Below are 21,681 nucleotides of genomic sequence, written 5' to 3'. Positions count from 1 at the left end.
GTTTGAGGAATAAAATTAGACGTTTTTTTTGATTTTGCACGCTTTTTCACCAGCCGACCGCTGGCCTACAGGTCGCGACTACGGTGCTGCAACATCGGCACCAGGTACACCGGTACCTCCGCCAGTTGCACCAGACGCGCGGCAGTCCGGCCCAGCGGCGTGTCGAGCTGGGTGCCGTGGCTATGGCTGCCGGCGACGATCAGGTCCACGGCCAGCTTTTCCGCCTCATCGAGGATCATCTGCGGCGGGTCGCCCTGCACCACCCGCACGCTCTTGACCAGCGCCGCATCCTGGGGCAACTCGCCGAGTTCATCGCGAAACCCTTCCAGGACCCGCTTCTCGATGCTTTCCATGACGTTGTCCAGCCCTTGCGCCCGCAGGTCCTGGAGACGCTCGGTGTCAAGGTAGGTCTGCAGGACCGACTCGGCGAACAGCCCGAGGGGCTCCACCACATGGACGACATAGAGCTCGGCGTTGTAGGCGCGGGTCAGCGACAGGGCGTGTTGCAGGACATAGGGAGCATAGAGCCCCAGATCGGTGGCATAGAGAATCGAACGAATCATGCGGCCTCCTCGACAGCCTGCGCGGCGGGCCTCATTAGCAGATTAGCAGCAAGCATCCATTCTCCTAGCGTTCCCTGCTGTTTCGGGCTTTTTCCGGCCCGTTGGGGTAAATCCCTTTTCTCCCTGCGAGCGCGGCGCCGGCTGGTCGCCGCGCTCGGCCCTTCAGCGCGGTTGCGCTTCGAGGAAGCGCAACGCCTGGTGCAGCGCCTCGACCCTGGGCATCCGGTAGCCCGCAGCAGCAGCGCGGGCCAGGGGCGCGGCATAGATCGCCGCCAGCTCCAGTGGCCGCCCATGGGCGAAGTCGTGGTACATGCTCGGCCGATAGTCAGGCATCCGCTCGGTCGCCGCCAACAGTTGGTCCGCATAGCCCTCAGGCAGGATGAAGCCGCAGGCGCCGGCAGCACCGATGACTTCCTCCATGATCGCCTCGATCAGCGACCGACTGTCCGCGTTGGCCATCAGCGGCGCGGTGCTGCTCTTCAGCAATACCGACAGCCCGTTGTAGGGGATGTTCCAGACCAGCTTCTGCCAGCGCGCCTGCTCCAGGTCGGGCATCGCCGTGGACTCCAGCCCGGACTCGCGGAACAGCGCGGCACCCTCCTCGACGATCTCGCGCCGGCGTCGCTCGTCGGCCGGTCCGGAATGATAGCCGAGATTCACTCCGCCGTAGGCCTGGTGCTCGATCACGCCCGGTTCGCCGCGATGCACACAGATGAAGCAGAGGCCGCCCAGCAGATGCAGGCTTTCCGGCAGCAACGGCCGCAGCCGCTCCTCCACGCCCAGACCGTTCTGCAGCAGCAGAACCTTGGCACCCGGCGCCGCCGCTGCGCGGATCAGGGGTGCCAGTTCGTCATTGCCGGTGGTCTTGGCGCCCACCAGCAACCAGTCGCAGGGCGGCATGTCCTGCGCCGAATGGTAGGCCTGGACCGGCGCCAGGCGCCGGAAGCCATGCACCGCACTATTCAGGCTGAGTCCGGCGCGATTGACCGCCTCGAACTCGCTGCGCAGGAGAAAATGCACGTCGTGACCGGCATGCGCCAGCATCAATCCATAGAAGCCGCCGATGGCTCCCGTACCGATGACGCCGATCCGTTGCTGCTTTGAATCCATCAGGGCAACTCCTCAGGTAAAGCGGTCGACCCCGCCAGCACCGCACCCCGCAAGGCTTCCTGGTGCAGCGGAACGTTCAGTGCGCCATGGAAGCGGCCGTCGCGGACCATGAACAGGGCCGGCAGGTGAAAGACGCCGTAGCGTTCCACCAGGCCGCCATTGCGGCCGGCGTCCACCCAGCACAGGCGCTCGATGGGCAGGTCCATCGCGGGGAGATGGCGCCGGGCCCAGCGGCACGACGCGCAGCCTTCGCTGGTGAATACCAACAGCGAAACCCCTTCCAGGGCAAGCAACTGCCGGTCGGCGTCCAGATCGGTGAGTTCCAGGGACGGCACGCTGCTGACCTCGATAGAAAGGAAGAAATGGGGCCCGACCATCATCCGTATGCTTCGGCTCCTGCGATAGCGCTGGCGCCCTCCTCGGCCAGCGGATACGCGCAAGGCGCGCCCCTCCGCAGCACCTGCACAATATCGTCCGCGGCGGCCTCACCTGCAACTCCGCTGGCAGCCTTGGCCCGGAGCAACGAAGAAAACGTGCGCAGAGCGGGGAAAACACCGGCGAACCGCGTCCCGCCCATTGTCTAGGCCCGGCCCGACACGTTAAGGTTCGTCTCCCCGTTTGCGAACTTCATGCCTGCGCCCTTTCGCAGGGGGCCTCCCGGCGGCCGGCGCCCGTGACCTGATTGAGTACCACGATGGCTGATTTACAGATCGACGACCTTAACGTTGCCTCCAACGAGACCCTGATCACGCCGGAGCAGCTCAAGCGTGAAATTCCCCTGACCGACAAGGCCCTGCAGACCGTGGCCCATGGTCGCCAGGTGGTGCGCGACATCCTGGATGGCAAGGACCACCGTCTGTTCGTGGTGATCGGCCCCTGCTCCATCCACGACATCAAGGCCGCCCACGAATACGCCGACCGCCTCAAGGCGCTCGCGGCCGAAGTGGCGGATACGCTGTTCCTGGTGATGCGCGTGTACTTCGAGAAGCCGCGTACCACGGTGGGCTGGAAAGGCCTGATCAACGATCCGTACCTGGACGACTCGTTCAAGATCCAGGATGGCCTGCACATCGGTCGCCAACTGCTCCGCGACCTCGCCGAGAAAGGCTTGCCCACCGCCACCGAAGCGCTCGACCCGATTTCCCCGCAGTACCTGCAGGACCTGATCAGCTGGTCGGCGATCGGCGCCCGTACCACCGAATCGCAGACCCACCGCGAGATGGCCTCCGGCCTGTCTTCCGCGGTCGGCTTCAAGAACGGCACCGATGGCAGCCTGACCGTGGCGATCAATGCCCTGCAGTCAGTCTCCAGCCCGCATCGCTTCCTCGGCATCAACCAGCAGGGCGGCGTATCCATCGTCACCACCAAGGGCAACCGCTATGGTCACGTGGTGTTGCGCGGCGGCAACGGCAAGCCGAACTACGATTCGGTCAGCGTCGCGCTCTGCGAGCAGGACCTGAACAAGGCGAAAATCCCGCTGAACATCATGGTCGACTGCAGCCACGCCAACTCCAACAAGGACCCGGCCCTGCAACCGCTGGTGATGGACAACGTCAGCAACCAGATCGTCGAAGGCAACAACTCGATCGTCGGCCTGATGGTGGAAAGCCACCTGGGCTGGGGCAGCCAGCCGATTCCGAAGGATCTCGACCAACTTCAGTACGGCGTCTCCATCACCGATGCATGCATCGACTGGGCGACCACCGAGAAGAGCATCCGCAGCATGCACGCCAAGCTCAAGGACGTGCTGCCGAAACGCCAGCGCGGCTGAGCGAGGCGGAAACGAAAACGCCGGGCTGATGCCCGGCGTTTTTCATTGCGCACCTGCTCAGGCGGCCGGATCGGCCTGACGCTGGCGACGCTCGATGTAACGCTCCACGTAGGAGCAGGACGGGATCACGCTGTAGCCCATGCGGTCGGCGTACTGCAGGGCGTGTTCGGTCAGCGCGGCGGCGATACCGCGACCCCGCAGCGAATCCGGTACGAAGGTCCGGTAGATGTCCAGCGTCTGCTTGCCCAGGTCCATATACGCCAGATAGGCACGATGGCCATCCACCGTCGTCTCGAACTGATGGCCGCCCACGTCATGATGGATGGACAGGGACTCGCTCACTTTGGATCTCCTCAACGGGTTCGTAACCCGACCCGCGCCTGATTGATAGGGTTCCTCGCGAGGATGCCCCCGCGTACCGGCCTTCAGCAGGCCGCCGGATAACTTCGTCCGTTCTCGTCCCGGCGGCTGAGCGCGCCTGGCGGACATCCTCGAAACGGGTGACCTGCACCGCATGCAAGGCCGGACTAACGATAGGGCCCATATTGCTGTCTTCCCCGGCCAGACTCAACCGTTTCTTCTGCCAGGAACGCGCAGGCGTCACTGGAGCCCTGCTCGGGAGGCCCGCGCAAGCACAATCGCGCATGACCCGCGGGTCAGCCAAAGCGCTTTACGCCGACGACGCCCATCAGTAAGGTCTGCGCCACTCCACCAAAAGGAATCCTGCCATGAGCGAGTTGATCAGCTACCAGTTCGAAGACGGCATCGCCACCCTGACCCTCAACAACGGCAAGGTGAACGCCATTTCCCCGGCGGTGATCGACGCCTTCAACCAGGCTCTCGACCAGGCCCTGCAGGACAAGGCCGTGGTCATCGTCACCGGCCAGCCGGGCATCCTCTCCGGTGGCTACGACCTGAAGGTCATGACCTCCGGCCCGGAGAATGCCGTCAACCTGGTCGCCGCCGGCTCGACCCTGGCTCGCCGCCTGCTCTCCCATCCCTATCCGGTGATCGTCGCCTGCCCCGGGCACGCGGTAGCCAAGGGCGCCTTCCTGCTGCTCTCGGCCGACTACCGGATCGGCGTCGACGGGCCGTTCCAGATCGGCCTGAACGAAGTCGCCATCGGCATGACCATGCACCATGTCGGCATCGAACTGGCCCGCGATCGCCTGCGCAAGTCGGCGTTCACCCGCTCGGTCATCAATGCCGAGATGTTCAGTCCGGCCGCTGCGGTGGATGCCGGCTTCCTCGACACCCTGGTCAGCGCCGACCAGTTGCAGGAAAGCGCGCGTGCAGCGGCCCAGCAGTTGAAGAAACTCAACATGACCGCGCATCGCAATACCAAGCTCAAGGTGCGCAAGGCACTGCTGGAAACCCTCGACCAGGCGATCGAGCTGGACAAGAAGCACCTGGGCTAAGGCCCGCGCCAGCGAAAGCCCGGTTGGTACCGGGCTTTTTTGCGCCCAATAATTACTTATTACGCAAAGGTAACTCTCCCTAACTGCTATTTTTAAAAAATTATTACGGATTATCCTGGTGACATTCCCAAGGAAAACCGGAGGTCATCATGAAACGCAACGTCTTCGCCGCCATTCTCCTCGGCATGGCTACCACCCTCGCAGTGCAAGCCAGCTTCGCCGACGAATCCAGCCTGATGGAAAACCGCATGGTCCAACTGAACCAGCACGCCATCGAGCAGGCCCAGCAGCAACAGGCCACGGCGCCAACCGCGAGCGACACCGATGCGCAGGGTTGAACGCCGCCTGCCAGGAACGTTTTTCTTTTCCCCGCAACCCTGAAAAGCCCGGCTCACGCCGGGCTTCTCGTTCAGGCCAGCTTTTCCTCGGCCGCCACGCCCTTGCGATAGACCTCGTAGAGAATCACCGGGATCTCCAGGTCGCCCAGGTGGCGAACCACCAGCGGCTTGACCTCGGACCAGTCCAGCCCGCCCACTCCCGTCGCCACGCAGGGCAGAGCCAGGCTGCTCACCCCTTCGCTGCGCACATAGCGGGCCAGCTCGCGCAGGGCATGGCCGACATCCTCCAGGCTCGCCTTGCCCGGCTTGGCGCTGCGACCGCTGTGCAGCATGCCCTGGGTGATCAGGTTGACGATGCACTGGGTCTTGCCCTGCTCGTCGACCCCGGCCCAGACCCAGATGCCGCCCGGCTCGGGCGCCCTGGCATGGGCGGCATGCCGGTAGTCGCGAACCATCGACGGCCAGCGTTCGCGCAAGGCGAGGGCCAAGCCGCTGTCGAAATGGTCCTGGGGCGCGATGCCGTGGGCGATCACCTGGGCCCCGGAAAGCAGAATGTCACCTTCAACTTCACGAATCATGAGCGTTTCCTTCTTGGCTTCGGGACAGGCGCTTCGTGCGCCGCCCTGCATCTTTCACCGTACGCTTTGCCCGCCGGCGCCAGTTGATGCGTATCAAAGACGGCCGGTCCCATCCGCTACGGGCCGACTAGACTGCATGCGAGGGAACCTTGGAGGCGCCTCGCCTCTCCATTGGATTCCAGCCTCGTGCCGTCTCATCCATGACAAGGAAACAACCGCCATGCCGAAATGGATTGCACTTTGCCTGATCCCGCTGTTGGCAAGCTGCGCCACCTGCCGCCAGGACAGCGACAGGGAAAAACTGCTGTACGAGAACGACATGCTGCAGGCGAAACTGATCATCGTCGCCAACGACCGCGATCGCCTGCCGCTGGCCCAGGCCCTGCTGGAGCGCGCGGCGCGCGACGACCGCAGCGGCGAGGCGGACTTCTACCAGGCCGTGCTGATCGCTCGCCGCGACGGCCAGGCCAGCGATTGCGAGCGCATCACCCGCCTCCTCGAACGTTCCGCCGAGCGACGCTACCCGCTGGCCAACGCAATGCTCTACAAGATCTACGCCGAGCCCTTCCTGTTGCCGCGCGCCGATATTCCCAAGGCCGAGACCTATCGCCAGGCCTACGCCGAGCTGCCGGTCGCGCGCAGCGGCTACCCCTCCTTCGAGCGAGCCCGGCAGGTGGTCGATCGCCTGCTCGCGCCGACTTCGTCCTGATCCATCGGGCCCGAACCCGGGCCCCGCAACCCGTACCGGTCGTTCGGCCAAAGCATCATTTCTGTCGATAGTTAATAGCGCGACAATTCGTTATCCAATCGAATTCTTCTCCGCGATCCTATGCCCATCCGAGGTATCGATCACGGAAGCCGCCATGAAACGTCGCAGCCCACGCCATTACGCCCGCAACACCGCCCTGGCCACCCTGGGTCTGTACGCCATCCTCATGCTGGTCGTGTTGAGCCTCGTCGCCGGCGCCGAAAGCGCCAGGAACGCCACACCGGACAACGACACCGCCACGACCTTCTCCAACCAGATCGGCCAGGCCCTGCCAGGCCTGCTCTCGGGGTTGAACAGTCGACGCGCCGGTTGAACGCCGGCTTCTTTCCCGGGAAACAGCATGAGAAGGCAAACACGGAAATTCTGGATCGTCGCCGCCCTGGCGATATTGACCAATGGCTACTCGCTACTCGGCCTCGCCCAAGGCTCGGCAGGCGCACTGGCGCGCACCATCGAATGCAACCAGGCGATGGTCCGCGCGCTGGCGGCCAACCTGGCGCTGAAGCTGCAGAGCGGCACCCCGCCGGCACGCCCGCAGCGCTGGATCCCGGAGCGCTTCATCCTCGACTGCCCGGCCTGAAACGAAAACGCCGCCAACCCCGGGAGGCTGGCGGCGCTCGCATGGCGCGGGGCCGGCTCAGGCGCCGGTCGGCTGGCGCGCGACGAAACGCATCATCCATTCGGCGACGACGGTGCCCTGGTGATCCCTCGCCAGGCTATCGACCCCCTTGCGATAGAGTTCCTCGCCCAGGTGCTGCTGGCGCAGTTCGAGCAGTTCGCGGGAGTAGTCGTGGACGAACTCGGGATGCCCCTGGAAGCACAGCACCTGGTCGCCGATGGCGTAGGCGGCATAGGGACAGAAGTCGCTGGAAGCGATCACCCGCGCGTTTTCCGGCAGCCGGGTGACCTGGTCCTGGTGGCTGATCAACAGGGTCAGGTCCGGCAGCGCCGGGCTCATCCAGTCGGCCCGTTCGTTCAACTGGTACTGGTGGATGCCCATGCCCCAGCCCTGGCTGGCGCGCTCGGCCTTGCCACCGAGCAGCAGGGCCAGCAACTGGTGGCCGAAACACACGCCGAGGAGCTTGTCGCCGCGCTCGTAGCGGTCCAGGAGGAAGGTCTTCAGGGTCTGGATCCACGGGTCGGGACCGAAGGAGTCGGCCTTGCTGCCGGTCACCAGGTAGGCGTCGAAGCGCTCGTCGTCCGCCGGATAGCGCCCCTCCACCACGTTGTAGATGACGAATTCGGCGGCGATCGGTTGCTTGGCGAACAGTTGCTGGAACATCCGGCCGTAGCCTTCGTAGCGCTCGATCAGCTCGGGACGAAGGATATCGGTTTCCAGGATACAGATGCGGAGCGACATAAAGACTCTCTGAAGAAGTGGGGTTATTGTCGTTTTCGTTTGATTTAATTAACACAGGAGCGCGGGCAAGGGAACCGTCGCCCTGGCCTCGAAAGGAATATCCGGACGATTCGCCAAAAAACAAGCAGCCGGCAGAAAGATTCCCGAGACGCCCAGCCGTAAAGAAATCTGCACAGGAGACGGAAGGACTCCCCATGCCCGGAACCGCCACGTAAACTGGCGGTTTTCCCGCGAGGCACACGCCATGTTGCTCAAGGCAGTACGTAACGGACTGGGTCAGGCGATTATCCTCGCCGACTTCGTCAGCCGCCCCCGCAAGCTGCAGCGCAGCGCCGAGGCCCAGGCCGAGGTCGAGCGGGCGCTGCGGAACCTGTCGCTCTACCAGTTCCGCGCCTGTCCGTTCTGCGTGAAGACACGCCGCGCCATGCACCGGCTGAACCTGCCGATGCAACTCAAGGACGCCATGAACGATCCGCAGGCCCGCCAGGCTTTGCTGGAAGGCGGCGGCAAGGTCAAGGTGCCGTGCCTGCGCATCGAGGAAAACGGCCAGGTGCGCTGGATGTACGAATCCAGCGAGATCATCGCCTATCTGGAGGGTCGTTTCGCCAACGCCTGAGCGGCCGATCAACCGCCCCCGGCCGCGTCCAGGGGCAGCCGGTGGATCAGGAAACGCGCCGGCACCTCGCCCTCGCGCCCCGGCAACAGGCGGTGGCGAATGCGGGACTCGCTGACATAGGCGCAACCCTGTCCGGTGACGGTCAGGTTGACCGGCGACTCCAGGCCCTCGCGTATCACTTCGATGCCGCGCCGCCCTGGAGCGAGCGGCTCGGCGATCCGCAGCACCTTGCCGGCGCCGCTGCGGATGGCGTTCTCCAGCACGATCAGCGAGCCGTCCGGAGCCAGCGCCATGCCGTCCGGATTCTCCAGCGTTCGGGGCAGCTCCATCTCGCGCAGCCGCGGACGCGTGGCGACCCCTTCGACGACATGGATCGCCCCGCTACCGAAGTTGCCGACCAGCAGGGTGTCGTCGTCCACCCGGACGATGCCCGCCGCGCCCAGGCCGCCGGGGCCGGCCAGGCGGCTGTCGCGCAGCAACACCTGGAACGCCGGTTCCCCGGGCCGCAGCCGCATCAGGCTGCCATCCCGGGTTTCGCTCAGGTAGACCGTTCCGTCCGGCGCCACCGCGAGATCGTTGCCCATCCCGTCGCCGGGCAGGGTCAGATATCGGCGCACGGCACCGGTCGCGAGATCCAGGGCGAACACCCCATGCGGCCGGCGCCGGCCAGCGGGTAGGAAGTCCGGCGAATTGCCCCAGAGCAGGCCACGCGGCTCGTCCAGCCGCAGCGCGGTGGCAGCGAAGATCGCCGGGCTGCCGGCGAAGAAGGTTTCCCACTCGCCCCCGGGAGGCTTGCGCAGGATGCGCCCGCTGGTGACCAGGCCGACGTACAGCGTTCCATCGGCGGCATGGGCGATGCCGTTGGGATACCGGCCCCCCGCTGGCAGGACGATGCTCGTCGCGGCGCAGGACGGCTCGCGCTCGCCCGGCGCACGGGCGAAAACCGGCAAGACGGTCGCCGATACCATGGATACCAGCAGCAACACGGAAGCCTGTCGTCTCATCATGCTTTCTCCGTCGATGTGCGCCCTACCAGCGCGGGGTCCGGGCGCGCACCGTGAGCGGCGCCTCCAGCGTGGCGCACTCCTCTTCGGCGAGGTCCAGCGTCAGCGCCGCGAGGGCATCCTCGAGGTGATGCGGCCTGGACAGGCCGACGATCGGCGCGGCGACACCGTTCCGGCCAAGCAGCCAGGCCAGGGCGAGTTGCGCCGGTGGAAGCCCGCGGGCAGCGGCGAGTTTCTCCAACGCGCCGAGGGTCGACTCGACCTCCTCCCTGCCGCCGTACCAGCGCGGGGCCTGTTCGTCCGTCCGGGTCCGCAGCGTGCCGGCGCTTCGCGCTCCGGCCAGCAGCCCACGCGCCAGCGGCGACCAGGGCGTCAACGCGATCCCCTCTTCCCGGCACAGCGGCACGAGGTCCTCCTCGTCCTCGCGAACGATCAGGTTGTACTGGCTCTGCATCGAGATGAATTGCGCCAGGCCGTGGTGGCGCTGGAAGGCGAGCATCTTCATGAAGCGCCAGGCCGGCATCGACGAGGCGCCGAGGTAACGGACCTTGCCGGCACGCACCAGGCTGTCGAGGGTTTCGCAGGTTTCCTCGATCGGGGTTTCCGGATCGAAGCGATGGATCACGAAGAGATCCAGGTAGTCCGTACCCAACCGCCGCAGCGAGGCATCCACGCTGGCAAGCAGATGCTTGCGCGACAAGCCGCAGGCGTTGGGCCTGTCGCTCATGGGAAAGAACGCCTTGGTGGCGATTACCAGGTCCTCGCGCTGCGCGAAGTCCCTGAGCGCGCGTCCGAGGATCCGCTCACTCTCGCCGGTGGAATAGATATCGGCACTGTCGAAGAAGTCGATCCCGGCTTCCAGCGCCTCGCGAATGAACGGACGCGCCCGTTCCTCGTCCAGCACCCATGGACGCCACGCCGGATCGCCATAGGTCATGCACCCCAGGCAGAGTCGGGAGACTTTCAGGCCGCTGTTGCCAAGACGGACATGCTGCATCGTACGACCTCGTCGGAAGGCTCTGAAAAGAGCGGTTTCCCCGGCCCCACCCTGTTCATGAGCCAGGTTTCCCGACGATGCTATATTGCTGCCGAATAGCTAACTATCCTGGAAAAATCTCTTTCATTGATCGAGTTATTTTAATAATCCAATGAAGAAGCCCGATCTCGCCGGTCTCGCCGCCTTCGTCGCCATCGCTCGCGAACGCAGTTTCCGCCGCGCCGCCGCCACCCTCGGCGTAACCCCGCCGACGCTCAGCCACACCCTGCGCGAACTGGAAACCCAGCTCGGCATCCGCCTGCTCAACCGCACCACTCGCAACGTCTCGCCGACCGAGGCCGGCGAGCACCTGCTGGCACACCTGGACCCGGCGTTCGAAGACATCGCCGCCGCGCTGGACAGCCTTAACCGCTTTCGCGAAACGCCTCACGGCCTGGTACGAATCAACGCACCGCGAAACGCCATCGGTCTCGTCCTCGCACCACGTTTCGGCGAACTGGCCCGCGACTATCCCGGCATCACCCTGGAAGTGGTGGCGGACGAGGGTTTCGCCAATATCGTCGAAGCCGGTTTCGACGCCGGCATCCGCCTCGGCGAAGACCTCCAGCACGGCATGCGCGCCGTGCGGGTCGGCCCGGACCTGCGCTTGGCCATCGTCGCGACCCCGGCCTACTTCCGACGGCAAGGCAGGCCGGGTAGCCCGGAGGAATTGCTCGGCCACCGTTGCATCGGCTGGCGCAAGGTGTCTTCCGGAGAGCTGTACAAATGGCAATTCAGCAAGGGCACGAAAGCGCTTTCGGTGGCCGTGAGCGGACCGCTGGTCCTCGACGACCCGCGCCTGATGCTACAGGCGGCGCTGGCCGATGTCGGGATTGCCTTCGCCATCGAGGAGGAAGTCGCCGAGCACCTCGCCGCCGGCCGCCTGGAACGGGTCCTGGCGGATTGGTGCGCCCCCTTTCCCGGTTTCCATCTCTATTATCCGAACCGCCGCAACCACCCGGCGGCGTTGAGCGCCGTGATCGACCTGCTGCGCTACCCCGGCGAGGAACACCCAGGTCCCGCGTAGGCACATCGGCGGAAGCGTCCGTGGCAGCCTGGAGGCTGGCCCGTACCGACGCACGGCGTAGGGCGGATAACCGCATCGCGGTTATCCGCCAAACTCGGCATATCGGCGGATAGCGCCCATGGCGCTATTCGCCCTACCCGTGGCGGCCTGGCTGGCAAGAACCAGGGGATACCGGGGTGGCGTCATCCGCCGCGGTACGCGACCACGAGAAAGCCGGCCCGAAGGCCGGCTCTCCATGCGACGTCAGGACTCAGAACAGCTCGCCCTTCGCCGCCTTCTCCAGCAACAGCGCCGGCGGCTCGAAGCGCTCGCCGTACTGTTCGACCAGGTATTGGGCGCGGGCGATGAAGTCCTTCAGGCCGTACTGGTTGATGAACTGCAAGGCGCCCCCGCTCCAGGCGGCGAAACCGATACCGAAGATCGAGCCGATGTTCGCGTCGGCGGTGGAGTGCAATACCCCCTCCTCCACGCAACGCACGGTCTCGATGGCCTGGATGAACAGCAGGCGGTCGCGTACGTCCTCGGCGGATATTTGCGCATCGGGCTTCTCGAAGCGGCTCTTGAGTTCCGCCCAGAGATGTTTCCTGCCGTTCGCCGGGTAGTCGTAGAAGCCGGCGCCGGCCGCCTTGCCCGGGCGCTTGTACTCATTGACCATCAGGTCGATCACGGCGAACGCGGGGTGCGTCGGCAGAGCCTTGCCCTCGGCCTCGAGGTCGCGGGCGGTCTGGTTGCGGATGTGGGTCATCAGGCTCAGCGAGACTTCGTCGGAAATCGCCAGCGGCCCCACCGGCATACCGGCCTGGCGCGCCTGGTTGTCGATCATCGCGGCGCTCACGCCTTCGCCGAGCATGGCGATGCCTTCGTTGGTGAAGGTGCCGAATACCCGCGAGGTGAAGAAGCCGCGGCTGTCGTTGACCACGATCGGCGTTTTCTTGATCTGCAGCACGTAGTCGAAACCGCGTGCCAGGGTTTCGTCGCTGGTCTTTTCGCCGCGGATGATCTCCACCAGCGGCATCTTGTCCACCGGGCTGAAGAAGTGCAGGCCGATGAACTTCTCCGGCCGCGCCACCGCCTGGGCCAGACCGGTGATCGGCAGGGTCGAGGTATTGGACGCCACCACCGCATCGGCCAGGGCATGTTTCTCGGCCTCGGCGGTGACCTTGCCTTTCAGCGCGCGGTCCTCGAAGACCGCCTCGATGATCAGGTCGCAGCCTTCGAAGTCGGCTTCGCTGACGCTCGGCACGATCCGCGCGAGGAAGACGTCGCGCTTCTCGGCGGACAGGTGCCCGCGCGCAACCTTCTTGTCCAGCAGCCTGGCCGAATAAGCCTTGCCCTTCTCCGCCGCTTCCAGCGAGACATCCTTGAGCACCACCTCGATGCCGGCCGCCGCCGATACGTAGGCGATGCCCGCGCCCATCATCCCGGCGCCGAGCACGCCGACCTTTTTCGTCGCCCGCACCGGATACCCCTGCGGCCGCGACTTGCCGGCGTTGATCTCGTTGAGCTGGAACCAGAAGGTGCCGATCATGTTCTTCGCCACCTGGCCGGTGGTCAGCTCGGTGAAATAGCGCGCCTCGATCAGTTGCGCGGTGTCGAAATCGACCTGGGCGCCCTCCACCGCCGCGCACATGATCTTCTCGGGCGCCGGGAAGCAACCCTTGGTCTTGTCGCGCAGCACCGACGGTGCGATGGCCAGCATCTGCGCCACGTTGGGACTGGCAGGCGTACCGCCGGGAATCTTGTAGCCGGCGCTGTCCCAGGGCTGCTTCGCCGCCGGGTTGGCGAGGATCCAGGCGCGGGCCTTCTCCAGCATTTCCTCGGGGCCGTCGGCCAGTTCGTGGATCAGCCCGGCCTTGAGCGCTTCCGCCGGACGCACCTTCTTGCCTTCGGCGAGGTACGGCAGGGCTTTCTCCAGGCCAAGCAGGCGCACCATACGTACCACCCCGCCGCCGCCCGGCAACAGGCCGAGAGTCACCTCCGGCAGGCCGAGCTGCACGCCGGGATTGTCCAGGGCGATGCGGTGGTGGCAGGCCAGGCAGATCTCCCAGCCGCCGCCCAGCGCAGCGCCGTTGATCGCGGCGACCACCGGCTTGCCGAGGGTCTCCAGGCGCCGCAGTTGGCCCTTGAGTTCGAGGATGCCCTGGTAGAAGGCCGGGGCGTCGGCCTTGGTGACCTTGATCAGCTCGTTGAGATCGCCGCCGGCGAAGAAGGTCTTCTTCGCCGAGGTCAGCACCACGCCGGCGATCCCCTCTTTCTCCGCCTCCAGCCGCGCGATGGTCTTCGCCATCGCCTCGCGGTAGACACCATTCATGGTGTTGGCGCTCTGCCCGGGCATGTCCATGGTCAGGACGACGACGTTGTCCTGGCCTTTTTCGTAACGGATAGCGTCAGTCATTCCGGTTCTCCCTTCACACGCGCTCGATGATGGTGGCGATGCCCATGCCGCCGCCTACGCAGAGGGTGGCCAGGCCGTAGCGCAGGTTGCGCCGCTCCAGTTCGTCGAGCAGCGTGCCGAGGATGATGCAGCCGGTGGCGCCGAGCGGGTGGCCCATGGCGATGGCGCCGCCGTTGACGTTGACCTTGCTTTCCGCCACGCCCATGTCCTTCATGAACTTCATCACCACCGAAGCGAACGCCTCGTTGACTTCGAACAGGTCGATGTCTTCCACCTTCAGGCCGGCCTTGGCCAGGGCCTTGCGGGTCGCCGGCGCGGGGCCGGTAAGCATGATGGTGGGGTCGGTGGAGGTCACCGCGGTAGCGACGATCCGCGCCCGCGCCTTCAGGCCCAGTTCGCGGCCCTTGGCCTCGGAGCCGATGAGCATGGCGCTGGCGCCGTCGACGATCCCCGAGCTGTTGCCCGGCGTATGCACGTGCTCGATGCGCTCGACCTGGCTGTACTTGCGCAGCGCGGTGGCGTCGAAGCCCATCTGCCCCATCATCTCGAAACTCGGTTTGAGCGCGGCGAGCCCTTCCAGGGTGGAGTCGGCGCGAATGAACTCATCGTGGTCGAGCAGGACGATGCCATTCTGGTCGGCGACCGGCACCAGCGACTTGCCGAACAGCCCTTCGGCGCGGGCCTTGGCGGCCTTCTGCTGGGAGCGCAGGGCGAAGGCATCGACATCGGCGCGACTGAAGCCTTCCAGGGTGGCGATCAGGTCGGCGCCGATCCCTTGCGGGACGAAGCTGGTGTGCAGGTTGGTTTCCGGATCCAGTGCCCAGGCGCCGCCGTCGGAGCCCATCGGCACGCGTGACATGGACTCGACGCCACCGACCAGGACCAGGTCCTCGAAGCCGGAGCGTACCTTCATCGCCCCCAGGTTCACCGCCTCCAGGCCGGAGGCGCAGAAACGGTTGATCTGCACGCCGGCAACCTGTTCGTCCCAGTCGGCCACCAGCGCCGCGGTCTTGGCGATATCGGCGCCCTGGTCGCCCACCGGCGTCACGCAGCCGAGCACGATATCGTCGACCTGGGCGGTATCCAGGTCGTTGCGCCGCTGGACCGCGCGCAACAGCCCGGCCATCAGGTTCACCGGCTTGACGCTGTGCAGCGCGCCATCCTTCTTGCCCTTGCCGCGGGGAGTACGCACGGCGTCGTAAATGAATGCGTCGGTCATGGCGGTCTCTCTTATCCTGTTCTCGTCCGGCCGAGCGGGCCTCCGCCTACCTTAAACAGGCTCGCCGGCGGGACAATGACCGAACCGCTCAGGCTGATTGACCGCCCAGCTCAGCCTGCAACGCCGGGAAGATAGCACCGTGCCATCTTTCGACCGGAAACCCGGACACCGGACGAACGGTCGAGACGCACGCCAGAGCCGTCACCACGCTGTCATATAGAGGGAATATGTCTAGACCGCAGCAGCTTGTATCCAAGTGGTCTAAGCCCGCGCAGGCCGGGGCTTAGACTGATTCATGCAAGCGTTCGAAAGGGAGGTCGACGCCGGGGATGCCGGGCCGACCGAAGAGTACGCCACTGCGTGGCAAGCCGTTCCGCCGGGCCGTAGCGCGGAGCAGGCAGCCACCCGACAACAAGAAAGGCAGACAGGCCATGTTGAACGAGCAGCCAAAAAGATGGCGGCAAGCGAGCCTCATCGTCTTCGCCACCACAGTCATCCTGATCCTTCCCAACCTTAACAGTCTGATCCGCTAGGGCACCTGCTGCCTGCACGCTGCGCACCGCCTCGCGGTCAGCGCAGCGCAGGCAGCCACCAGGTCAGCAGCAGCGGAATGAAGGCGAACGACAGCAGGGTCGAACACAGCACCAGGCTGGCGACCTGATCCGGCGAACGATTGCCGCGCAAGGCGTAGAGATAGTTGAACACCGCCACCGGCATCGACGACTGCACCACCAGCACCCCCTGCGCCAGCGGCGGCAATTGCAACGCCAGCGCCACCGACCAGCCCACCAGCGCCCCCAGCAGAAGACGCAAGCCGCCATAGAAAAAGCCATTGCCCAGTTGCCGCGGGCGGATGCTGGCCAGGGACACGCCGAGGGTGATCAGCATCAGCGGAATGGTCAGCCCGGCCATCAGGTCGACGGTATTCGCCATCCAGCGTGGCAGTTGCAGGTCGAGCCCCATCAACAACAAGGCCAGCAGCACGCTGAGCAGGATCGGATTGCCCAGCAGCGAGCGCCAGGAGCGCTCGCCGCTCATCCAGAACACGCCGAGGCTGAAGTTGCCGATCGACATGATCAGGTAGAACGCCACCGCCAGGGTCATCCCCGCCTCGCCGAACGCATACAGGCACACCGGCAGGCCCATGTTGCCGACATTCGGGAAGCTGTAGGCCGGCACCAGCACCTGCCACTCCTGGCGCCCGAGGCGCGCCGCCGCCCAGCCCAGCGCAGCCATGCAGACGCAGATCAGCGCGCTGGCCAGGGCCATCCGGCCGAAGCTGTGCAGGTCCACCCGGGTATGCGCCAGGGTGGCGAGGATCAGGCATGGCGAACCGATATTGAACACGATGCGCGAAACGAACTCGGTCGGATAGGCGTGTCCGAGACGGACCCAGACGTAACCGACACCGGCGCCGAACAGCACGGGCGCCATCACGGCGAACAACTCGGCGAGCACGGGAACCCCTTGGTTAGCCAGCTATGCAATGGCCCGCATGCTACCGCGAGGCCCCCGTTCCGTGCCAATCTCTCGCTCCATGTCATAACCGGCGGATGCACGAGGAACCCGCATGCCTGTCACTCTCCCGCGCCTGGCGTTGCTAGGTGCCCTGCTCTTCCCTGTGGCTGCCGCCTGGGCCGCCGAGCTCCGCCTGGAACTGCCGGGGGGCACGCAGACCTGGAGCAGCGAAGAACTGCTCAGGCATCCGCAGGCCCGCGACCTGGACATCCCGGCCGACGTCGCCTACCGCCGGAACATGCGCTACCGCGCCGTGCCACTGGCGGCCTTGTTGAAAGGCGTGCATCCCGAAGACCATTTGCAGGCCGTGGCCAGCGATGGCTTCGCCGCCGAGTTGCCGGCCGCCCCGCTGCTCGCCGAACAGGGCTCGCAAGCCTGGCTGGCGATAGAGGATCCGCAGCGCCCCTGGCCGCCGTTGGGCGCCGGCAAGCCGTCCGCCGGGCCGTTCTATCTGGTCTGGAGCAAACCCGAGGAAAAACGCATCGGTCCGGAGCAATGGCCCTTCCAGGTCGTCCGCATCCGCTACCAGTCCCCTCTGGCCGAACGCTTCCCGGCTCTGCTGCCGGCCGCCGACGCCAGCGCGGAAGTGCGCGCCGGCTTCGCCGTGTTCCAGAAGAACTGCCTGGCCTGCCACCGTCTCAACGGTGCCGGCGACGCCCAGTTCGGCCCGGACCTGAACCTGCCGTACAACCCCACCGAGTACTTCCAGCCGCAATTCCTCGCCCGCTACATCCGCGACCCGCAGGCGCTGCGGCAATGGCCACAGGCGAAAATGCCGGCGTTCCCGGAACGGGTGATCGACGACCAGGAGTTGCGCCAGCTGATCGGCTACCTGCGCCACATGGCCGGCCGCAAAGCGGGCGCGGCCGGCTGAAGCGGCGTCAGATGTTGTACGCCGAGGGCGGCGACGGCAGGCGCTCCAGCAAGTCGTGCAGGCCGGCGCTCCACTGGCGGCGGATGGCGCTGAAATAGGCGTCGTCCTCGGTGACCCGGTAGCCCTCCGGCAGGATCAGGCTGTCGCGGTGGTAGACCAGCAGGTCCAGCGGCATGCCCACCGAGAGGTTGCTGCGGATGGTCGAGTCGAACGACACCAGCGCGCAGCGCAGGGCCTGCTCCAGCGGCGTGTCGAAAGTCAGGTTGCGGTCGAGGATCGGCTTGCCGTACTTGCTTTCGCCCAGTTGCAGGAAAGGCGTGTCCGGCGTGGCCTGGATGAAGTTGCCCTGGGGGTAGATGCTGTACAGCGCCGGCGGTCCGCCGGCGATCTGCCCGCCGACCAGGAAGGAACAGCTCAGGTCGGTATTGCCGGCCAGATTGCCGCCGTCGCGGGCCATCACCTCGCGGGTGGTCTCGGCGATCAGCGCCGTGGCGTCGTAGACCGAGGGCACGTTGAGCAGGCTGGCGCCGTCCCGGCGGATGCGCTGCTGCAGCAGGTTGATCACCGATTGCGAGGTCGCCAGGTTGCCGGCCGTCTGCACCACCAGCAGGCGCTCGCCGGGCGTGCCGAAGGTGAACAGCTTGCGGAAGGTGGCGATATGGTCGATCCCGGCGTTGGTCCGCGAATCGGAGGCGAACACCAACCCATCGGCCAGGTGCATCGCGACACAGTAGGTCATCTCGAATCTTCCTTATTCCGTCCGTCCCCGCCCCTCAAGCGTAAAGGCAATCGCCGATAACGCCAGGCGCGCAATGGATCGTCACTGTTGCTGCACCTGCAGCAGCGGCGCGCTGACCAGCACCCTCGCATGCATCTGCTCGCAACCGCCGCCACGGCGCAAGCCGCGCACCGGGCAGGCATCCAGGTAGTCGAGGCCGACGGCCAGCTTGAGATGGCGCTCCGGACGGCCGAGCCGGTTGGTCACGTCGAAGCTGTACCAGCCGTCGCCGAGCCAGGCCTCGGCCCAGGCATGGCTGGCCAGGTGCGTATCGTCCTCGGTGTAGAGGTAGCCGGAGACGTAGCGCCCCGGCACGCCCTGGCTGCGGACGCAGGCGAGGAAGGCATGCGCATGGTCCTGGCAGACCCCGGCGCGTGCGCCGAAAGCCTCGATGGCGGTGCTGTCGACGCGGGTCGCCCCCGGCTGGTAGAGGATATGCTCGTGCAGCGCATGCATCAGGTCGAGCAGGCCGCCGCGGTCCTTGCGGCCGCCCATGGCGCGTTCGGCGAAGGCGCGCATCTCGGCATCGGCGCCGGTCAGGCGGGTGCTGCGCAGGAACGGCAACGGCGACTGGCGATCGTGCTCCACCTCGCGCTCCTCGTCGATCTCGACCAGGCCGTGGGCGGCGATCAGGACCGACTCATGCGGTTCGTCCAGGGTCAGGACGTGCAGGATGTTGCCGTACGGATCGCGCAGCGGCCGCGCCGGGCGCGGCAGGTCCAGGCGCCAATCGACCACGTGCTGGCGCTCGCTGTCCTGCGGGGTCAGGCGCAGGTACTGGATGCTGGCGCGCACCCGGTCTTCGTAGCGATAGGTGGTGTCGTGGGTGATCGAGAGTCTCATGCGGCCTCCAGGTAGGAGCTGTGAATGGCGTTGGCCAACTGGCGAACCAGCAGGATGTAGTCGGTGATCCAGGTATGCAGGCCCTGTTCCAGCACCTCGTCGATGCCGGTGTAGCGCACCCGCGCCTCCAGCTCGGCGGCCAGGCGCTGCGCCGGCCGGCCGTTGACGCCGGGCAGGCCGGAAAGGATCTCGCTCAGTTCCTCGATGCAGGACAGCAGCGAACGTGGCACGTCCTCGCGCAACAGCAGCAATTCGGCGATGTTGCGCGCGTTGGGCGAGGCGCGGTACAGCTCGGTGTAGCCCTCGAAGGCGGATAGCGCCCGCAGCAGCGCGCTCCACTGGTAGTAGCCGCGCGCGGTGCCCTCGTCCGCCCCGGCGAGCGCCGCTTCGCCCTGGGTCTGGTAGCGCGCATCGAGCAGGCGCAAGGTATTGTCGGCGCGTTCGATGAAGGTTCCGAGACGGATGAAGCGGAACGCATCGTTGCGCATGCTGGTGGCGAAGGTCGCGCCGCGGAACAGGTGCGAGCGGTCCTTCACCCATTCGCAGAAACGACTGATGCCATAGCGCAGGATGCCCTCGGCGGCGATGCCGCGCATTTCCAGCCAGGTGGCGTTGATGTTCTCCCACATGTCCAGGGTGATCCGCCCGCGTACCGCATGGGCACTGGCGCGCGCTGCGGCCAGGCAGCTGTAGATGCTCGCCGGGTTGTCCGGGTCGAGGGCGAAGAAACTCAGCAGGCGCTCGGCGGCCAGTTCGCCGTGGCGCTCCAGGTAGGCGTCGAGGGTGCCGGTGATCAGCAGCGGCATGGCCAGTTCGTCCAGGCCGCCGCCGTTGCGGTCCTGCGGCAACAGCGACAGCGAGTAGCTGACGTCGAGCATGCGGGCGAGGTTCTCCGCGCGTTCCAGGTAGCGCGACATCCAGTACAGGTCGGAAGCGGTCCGGCTGAGCATGCTTATTCCTCCACCACCCAGGTGTCCTTGGTGCCGCCGCCCTGGGACGAGTTGACCACCAGAGAGCCTTCGCGCAACGCCACCCGGGTCAGCCCGCCAGGCACCAGGCGAACCCGATCCGGCGCCGACAGGACGAACGGCCGCAGGTCGATATGGCGCGGCGCGACGCCGCTCTCGACGAAGGTCGGACAGGTCGACAGGGACAGCGTCGGTTGCGCGATATAGGCCTCCGGGCGAGCCTTCAGGCGCTCGCGGAACAGCTCGATTTCCTCCCGGCTGGCCGCCGGTCCGACCAGCATGCCGTAGCCGCCGGAACCCTGGGTCTCCTTCACCACCAGCTCCGGCAGGTGCGCCAGGACGTGCGCCAGTTCCTTCGGCTTGCGACATTGCCAGGTCGGCACGTTGTGCAGTAGCGGGTCTTCGCCGAGGTAGAAGCGGATCATGTCCGGCACGTAGGGGTAGATCGACTTGTCGTCGGCCACCCCGGTACCGATCGCGTTGGCCAGCACCAGGTTGCCGGCCCGGTAGGCGGCCAGCAGGCCGGGCACGCCGAGCAGCGAATCCGGGTTGAACGCCAGCGGGTCGAGGAAGGCGTCGTCGATCCTTCGGTAGATCACGTCCACCGGTTGCGGTCCGGCCGTCGTGCGCATGTAGACCCGCTCGTCGCGGACGAACAGATCGGCGCCTTCGACCAGTTCCACGCCCATCTCGCGGGCGAGGAAGGCGTGTTCGAAGTAGGCGCTGTTGAAACGTCCCGGCGTCAATACCACCACGCTCGGCGATTCGACGTCACTGGCCCGCTTTAGGGTGTCGAGCAGCAGGTCCGGGTAGTGGTCGATCGGCGCCACGCGCTGGCGGACGAACAGCTCGGGGAACAGGCGCATCATCATCTTGCGGTTTTCCAGCATGTAGGAAACACCGCTGGGCGTGCGCAGGTTGTCCTCCAGCACGTAGTAGTTGCCGCTGCCGTCGCGGACCAGGTCGACCCCGGCAATGTGCGCGTAGACGTTGCCCGGCAGGTCCAGTCCCTGCATCGCCAGTTGGTACTGGTCGTTGGCCAGGACCTGCTCGGCAGGAATCACCCCGGCCTTGAGGATGCGCTGTTCGTGGTAGAGGTCGGCGAGGAACAGGTTCAGCGCCTGGACGCGCTGGATGCAGCCGGCCTCGATGTGCGCCCACTCCGCCGCGGGAATGCTGCGCGGGATGGTGTCGAAGGGGATCAGGCGCTCGGTGCCCTGCTCGTCGCCGTACAGGGTGAAGGTGATGCCGGCGCGGTGGAACAGCAGGTCGGCTTCGCGCCGGCGTTGCAGCAGTTGCTCTTCAGGGGTGTCGGCCAGCCAGCGAGCGAATTCCCGATAATGCGAGCGGCATTCGCCGCCAGCATCGTGCATCTCGTCGTAAAACATGCGTGCCATGCCGGACTCCTTGTCGTCACGAACGATGGGGAACTCGCAAAGCCCGTGCCAGCGCGCGGATCACGGCTCGTCGGCGATTCGCAGGGTCGGCGCGGCGGG

At 66.0% G+C, this 21,681-nt stretch carries 24 protein-coding genes; 9 read left to right on the top strand and 15 right to left on the bottom strand.

The genetic code is table 11. The features are described from left to right. Positions 1 to 65 precede the first annotated feature (65 nt). From JHD77_RS11840 to JHD77_RS11830, 3 genes are all read right to left on the bottom strand, one after another. Entirely contained in the window at positions 66 to 563 is a 498-nt protein-coding gene (locus JHD77_RS11840; protein ID WP_003087770.1) for a universal stress protein, read from the bottom strand. A 162-nt stretch (positions 564 to 725) separates the two neighbouring features. Then, the gene (locus JHD77_RS11835) at positions 726 to 1,673 is read right to left on the bottom strand and encodes a putative 2-dehydropantoate 2-reductase (RefSeq protein ID WP_003113573.1); all 948 of its coding nucleotides are present in this window, start codon (positions 1,671 to 1,673) and stop codon (positions 726 to 728) included. Further along, on the bottom strand, positions 1,673 to 2,050 hold the full coding sequence (locus tag JHD77_RS11830) for a thioredoxin family protein (RefSeq protein ID WP_003120319.1): 378 nt from the start codon (positions 2,048 to 2,050) through the stop codon (positions 1,673 to 1,675). The genes JHD77_RS11835 and JHD77_RS11830 overlap by 1 nt, the downstream gene beginning before the upstream one ends. 317 nt (positions 2,051 to 2,367) lie before the next feature. Between JHD77_RS11830 and JHD77_RS11825 the strand changes: the two genes are divergently transcribed. Then, a complete protein-coding gene (locus JHD77_RS11825; RefSeq protein WP_003087765.1) occupies positions 2,368 to 3,444 on the top strand; it encodes a 3-deoxy-7-phosphoheptulonate synthase in 1,077 nt (358 codons plus the stop codon). A gap of 57 nt (positions 3,445 to 3,501) precedes the next feature. Here the strand turns inward: JHD77_RS11825 and JHD77_RS11820 are convergent, their stop codons facing one another. Further along, entirely contained in the window at positions 3,502 to 3,786 is a 285-nt protein-coding gene (locus tag JHD77_RS11820) for a GNAT family N-acetyltransferase (protein ID WP_003087762.1), read from the bottom strand. A 386-nt stretch (positions 3,787 to 4,172) separates the two neighbouring features. On the opposite strand from JHD77_RS11820, the gene JHD77_RS11815 reads away from it, so the two are divergent. Further along, positions 4,173 to 4,862, top strand: a complete 690-nt coding sequence (locus tag JHD77_RS11815; RefSeq protein ID WP_003087759.1) for a crotonase/enoyl-CoA hydratase family protein — start codon at positions 4,173 to 4,175, stop codon at positions 4,860 to 4,862. 149 nt (positions 4,863 to 5,011) lie between these two features. After that, positions 5,012 to 5,200, top strand: a complete 189-nt coding sequence (locus JHD77_RS11810) for a hypothetical protein (protein WP_003087758.1) — start codon at positions 5,012 to 5,014, stop codon at positions 5,198 to 5,200. Positions 5,201 to 5,271: 71 nt separating this feature from the next. Here JHD77_RS11810 and JHD77_RS11805 read toward each other — a convergent pair whose 3' ends face one another. Beyond that, positions 5,272 to 5,778 carry a macro domain-containing protein gene (locus tag JHD77_RS11805; RefSeq protein ID WP_003087757.1) on the bottom strand — a complete coding sequence of 169 codons (507 nt, stop codon included), beginning with the start codon at positions 5,776 to 5,778 and terminating at the stop codon, positions 5,272 to 5,274. 220 nt (positions 5,779 to 5,998) lie between these two features. On the opposite strand from JHD77_RS11805, the gene JHD77_RS11800 reads away from it, so the two are divergent. The 3 genes from JHD77_RS11800 (at position 5,999) to JHD77_RS11790 (ending at position 7,127) form a co-directional block, all read left to right on the top strand. Beyond that, positions 5,999 to 6,487, top strand: a complete 489-nt coding sequence (locus JHD77_RS11800) for a hypothetical protein (RefSeq protein WP_003087756.1) — start codon at positions 5,999 to 6,001, stop codon at positions 6,485 to 6,487. Between the two features lie 154 nt (positions 6,488 to 6,641). Beyond that, the gene (locus JHD77_RS11795) at positions 6,642 to 6,860 is read left to right on the top strand and encodes a hypothetical protein (protein WP_003098091.1); all 219 of its coding nucleotides are present in this window, start codon (positions 6,642 to 6,644) and stop codon (positions 6,858 to 6,860) included. 27 nt (positions 6,861 to 6,887) lie between these two features. Then, positions 6,888 to 7,127 carry a hypothetical protein gene (locus JHD77_RS11790; RefSeq protein WP_003087754.1) on the top strand — a complete coding sequence of 80 codons (240 nt, stop codon included), beginning with the start codon at positions 6,888 to 6,890 and terminating at the stop codon, positions 7,125 to 7,127. Between the two features lie 57 nt (positions 7,128 to 7,184). Here the strand turns inward: JHD77_RS11790 and JHD77_RS11785 are convergent, their stop codons facing one another. After that, the gene (locus tag JHD77_RS11785) at positions 7,185 to 7,907 is read right to left on the bottom strand and encodes an amidotransferase (RefSeq protein WP_003087753.1); all 723 of its coding nucleotides are present in this window, start codon (positions 7,905 to 7,907) and stop codon (positions 7,185 to 7,187) included. 244 nt (positions 7,908 to 8,151) lie between these two features. Here JHD77_RS11785 and JHD77_RS11780 point away from each other — a divergent pair, with 244 nt between their 5' ends. Continuing rightward, positions 8,152 to 8,523, top strand: a complete 372-nt coding sequence (locus JHD77_RS11780; RefSeq protein WP_003087752.1) for a glutaredoxin family protein — start codon at positions 8,152 to 8,154, stop codon at positions 8,521 to 8,523. Between the two features lie 8 nt (positions 8,524 to 8,531). Here the strand turns inward: JHD77_RS11780 and JHD77_RS11775 are convergent, their stop codons facing one another. After that, entirely contained in the window at positions 8,532 to 9,530 is a 999-nt protein-coding gene (locus tag JHD77_RS11775; RefSeq protein WP_031756920.1) for a Vgb family protein, read from the bottom strand. Between the two features lie 22 nt (positions 9,531 to 9,552). Continuing rightward, positions 9,553 to 10,524 (bottom strand): aldo/keto reductase, encoded by a 972-nt coding sequence (locus tag JHD77_RS11770; RefSeq protein ID WP_003117709.1) that lies wholly within the window; start codon positions 10,522 to 10,524, stop codon positions 9,553 to 9,555. A 151-nt stretch (positions 10,525 to 10,675) separates the two neighbouring features. Between JHD77_RS11770 and JHD77_RS11765 the strand changes: the two genes are divergently transcribed. Further along, a complete protein-coding gene (locus tag JHD77_RS11765; RefSeq protein WP_003087749.1) occupies positions 10,676 to 11,590 on the top strand; it encodes a LysR family transcriptional regulator in 915 nt (304 codons plus the stop codon). 250 nt (positions 11,591 to 11,840) lie between these two features. On the opposite strand, the gene JHD77_RS11760 is transcribed toward JHD77_RS11765, so the two are convergent. From JHD77_RS11760 to JHD77_RS11750, 3 genes are all read right to left on the bottom strand, one after another. Continuing rightward, complete coding sequence (locus JHD77_RS11760; protein WP_031756918.1) at positions 11,841 to 13,985, bottom strand: 3-hydroxyacyl-CoA dehydrogenase NAD-binding domain-containing protein; 2,145 nt, start codon at positions 13,983 to 13,985, stop codon at positions 11,841 to 11,843. A gap of 13 nt (positions 13,986 to 13,998) precedes the next feature. Then, positions 13,999 to 15,204 carry an acetyl-CoA C-acetyltransferase gene (locus JHD77_RS11755; protein ID WP_003087747.1) on the bottom strand — a complete coding sequence of 402 codons (1,206 nt, stop codon included), beginning with the start codon at positions 15,202 to 15,204 and terminating at the stop codon, positions 13,999 to 14,001. Positions 15,205 to 15,774: 570 nt separating this feature from the next. Next, positions 15,775 to 16,662, bottom strand: a complete 888-nt coding sequence (locus JHD77_RS11750) for an AEC family transporter (protein WP_003087746.1) — start codon at positions 16,660 to 16,662, stop codon at positions 15,775 to 15,777. A gap of 112 nt (positions 16,663 to 16,774) precedes the next feature. Between JHD77_RS11750 and JHD77_RS11745 the strand changes: the two genes are divergently transcribed. Next, positions 16,775 to 17,596, top strand: coding sequence for a cytochrome c (locus JHD77_RS11745; protein ID WP_003100707.1), 822 nt, complete (start codon positions 16,775 to 16,777; stop codon positions 17,594 to 17,596). Positions 17,597 to 17,603: 7 nt separating this feature from the next. Here JHD77_RS11745 and JHD77_RS11740 read toward each other — a convergent pair whose 3' ends face one another. The 4 genes from JHD77_RS11740 to JHD77_RS11725 all read right to left on the bottom strand — a co-directional run bounded on the left by JHD77_RS11740 (position 17,604) and on the right by JHD77_RS11725 (position 21,582). After that, positions 17,604 to 18,335 (bottom strand): peptidase, encoded by a 732-nt coding sequence (locus JHD77_RS11740; RefSeq protein ID WP_003100716.1) that lies wholly within the window; start codon positions 18,333 to 18,335, stop codon positions 17,604 to 17,606. 81 nt (positions 18,336 to 18,416) lie between these two features. Continuing rightward, complete coding sequence (locus tag JHD77_RS11735; RefSeq protein ID WP_003100717.1) at positions 18,417 to 19,217, bottom strand: transglutaminase family protein; 801 nt, start codon at positions 19,215 to 19,217, stop codon at positions 18,417 to 18,419. Then, complete coding sequence (locus JHD77_RS11730; RefSeq protein ID WP_003087742.1) at positions 19,214 to 20,167, bottom strand: alpha-E domain-containing protein; 954 nt, start codon at positions 20,165 to 20,167, stop codon at positions 19,214 to 19,216. Before JHD77_RS11730 ends, JHD77_RS11735 begins: the two co-directional genes overlap by 4 nt. A 2-nt stretch (positions 20,168 to 20,169) precedes the next feature. Next, positions 20,170 to 21,582: a circularly permuted type 2 ATP-grasp protein gene (locus tag JHD77_RS11725; RefSeq protein ID WP_003087741.1), complete on the bottom strand. Its 1,413-nt coding sequence runs from the start codon at positions 21,580 to 21,582 to the stop codon at positions 20,170 to 20,172. Positions 21,583 to 21,681: the final 99 nt, after the last annotated feature.

The sequence above is a fragment of the Pseudomonas sp. P20 genome, from assembly GCF_016463925.1.
GTDB classification, from domain to species: Bacteria; Pseudomonadota; Gammaproteobacteria; order Pseudomonadales; family Pseudomonadaceae; genus Pseudomonas; species Pseudomonas aeruginosa.
Note: the sequence above shows the minus strand (reverse complement) of the source record. Positions and strands in the feature narration are given on the sequence as shown.

Excerpts from the sequence above, each read along its gene's own strand:
- JHD77_RS11735 (WP_003100717.1), bottom strand. The coding sequence starts at position 19,217 with ATGAGACTCTCGATCACCCACGACACCACCTATCGCTACGAAGACCGG.
- JHD77_RS11840 (WP_003087770.1), bottom strand. The coding sequence starts at position 563 with ATGATTCGTTCGATTCTCTATGCCACCGATCTGGGGCTCTATGCTCCC.
- JHD77_RS11745 (WP_003100707.1), top strand. The coding sequence starts at position 16,775 with ATGCCTGTCACTCTCCCGCGCCTGGCGTTGCTAGGTGCCCTGCTCTTC.
- JHD77_RS11825 (WP_003087765.1), top strand. The coding sequence starts at position 2,368 with ATGGCTGATTTACAGATCGACGACCTTAACGTTGCCTCCAACGAGACC.
- JHD77_RS11780 (WP_003087752.1), top strand. The coding sequence starts at position 8,152 with ATGTTGCTCAAGGCAGTACGTAACGGACTGGGTCAGGCGATTATCCTC.
- JHD77_RS11795 (WP_003098091.1), top strand. The coding sequence starts at position 6,642 with ATGAAACGTCGCAGCCCACGCCATTACGCCCGCAACACCGCCCTGGCC.
- JHD77_RS11785 (WP_003087753.1), bottom strand. The coding sequence starts at position 7,907 with ATGTCGCTCCGCATCTGTATCCTGGAAACCGATATCCTTCGTCCCGAG.
- JHD77_RS11790 (WP_003087754.1), top strand. The coding sequence starts at position 6,888 with ATGAGAAGGCAAACACGGAAATTCTGGATCGTCGCCGCCCTGGCGATA.
- JHD77_RS11830 (WP_003120319.1), bottom strand. The coding sequence starts at position 2,050 with ATGGTCGGGCCCCATTTCTTCCTTTCTATCGAGGTCAGCAGCGTGCCG.
- JHD77_RS11760 (WP_031756918.1), bottom strand. The coding sequence starts at position 13,985 with ATGACTGACGCTATCCGTTACGAAAAAGGCCAGGACAACGTCGTCGTC.
- JHD77_RS11835 (WP_003113573.1), bottom strand. The coding sequence starts at position 1,673 with ATGGATTCAAAGCAGCAACGGATCGGCGTCATCGGTACGGGAGCCATC.
- JHD77_RS11725 (WP_003087741.1), bottom strand. The coding sequence starts at position 21,582 with ATGGCACGCATGTTTTACGACGAGATGCACGATGCTGGCGGCGAATGC.
- JHD77_RS11800 (WP_003087756.1), top strand. The coding sequence starts at position 5,999 with ATGCCGAAATGGATTGCACTTTGCCTGATCCCGCTGTTGGCAAGCTGC.
- JHD77_RS11810 (WP_003087758.1), top strand. The coding sequence starts at position 5,012 with ATGAAACGCAACGTCTTCGCCGCCATTCTCCTCGGCATGGCTACCACC.
- JHD77_RS11770 (WP_003117709.1), bottom strand. The coding sequence starts at position 10,524 with ATGCAGCATGTCCGTCTTGGCAACAGCGGCCTGAAAGTCTCCCGACTC.
- JHD77_RS11755 (WP_003087747.1), bottom strand. The coding sequence starts at position 15,204 with ATGACCGACGCATTCATTTACGACGCCGTGCGTACTCCCCGCGGCAAG.
- JHD77_RS11730 (WP_003087742.1), bottom strand. The coding sequence starts at position 20,167 with ATGCTCAGCCGGACCGCTTCCGACCTGTACTGGATGTCGCGCTACCTG.
- JHD77_RS11775 (WP_031756920.1), bottom strand. The coding sequence starts at position 9,530 with ATGATGAGACGACAGGCTTCCGTGTTGCTGCTGGTATCCATGGTATCG.
- JHD77_RS11740 (WP_003100716.1), bottom strand. The coding sequence starts at position 18,335 with ATGACCTACTGTGTCGCGATGCACCTGGCCGATGGGTTGGTGTTCGCC.
- JHD77_RS11765 (WP_003087749.1), top strand. The coding sequence starts at position 10,676 with ATGAAGAAGCCCGATCTCGCCGGTCTCGCCGCCTTCGTCGCCATCGCT.
- JHD77_RS11815 (WP_003087759.1), top strand. The coding sequence starts at position 4,173 with ATGAGCGAGTTGATCAGCTACCAGTTCGAAGACGGCATCGCCACCCTG.
- JHD77_RS11805 (WP_003087757.1), bottom strand. The coding sequence starts at position 5,778 with ATGATTCGTGAAGTTGAAGGTGACATTCTGCTTTCCGGGGCCCAGGTG.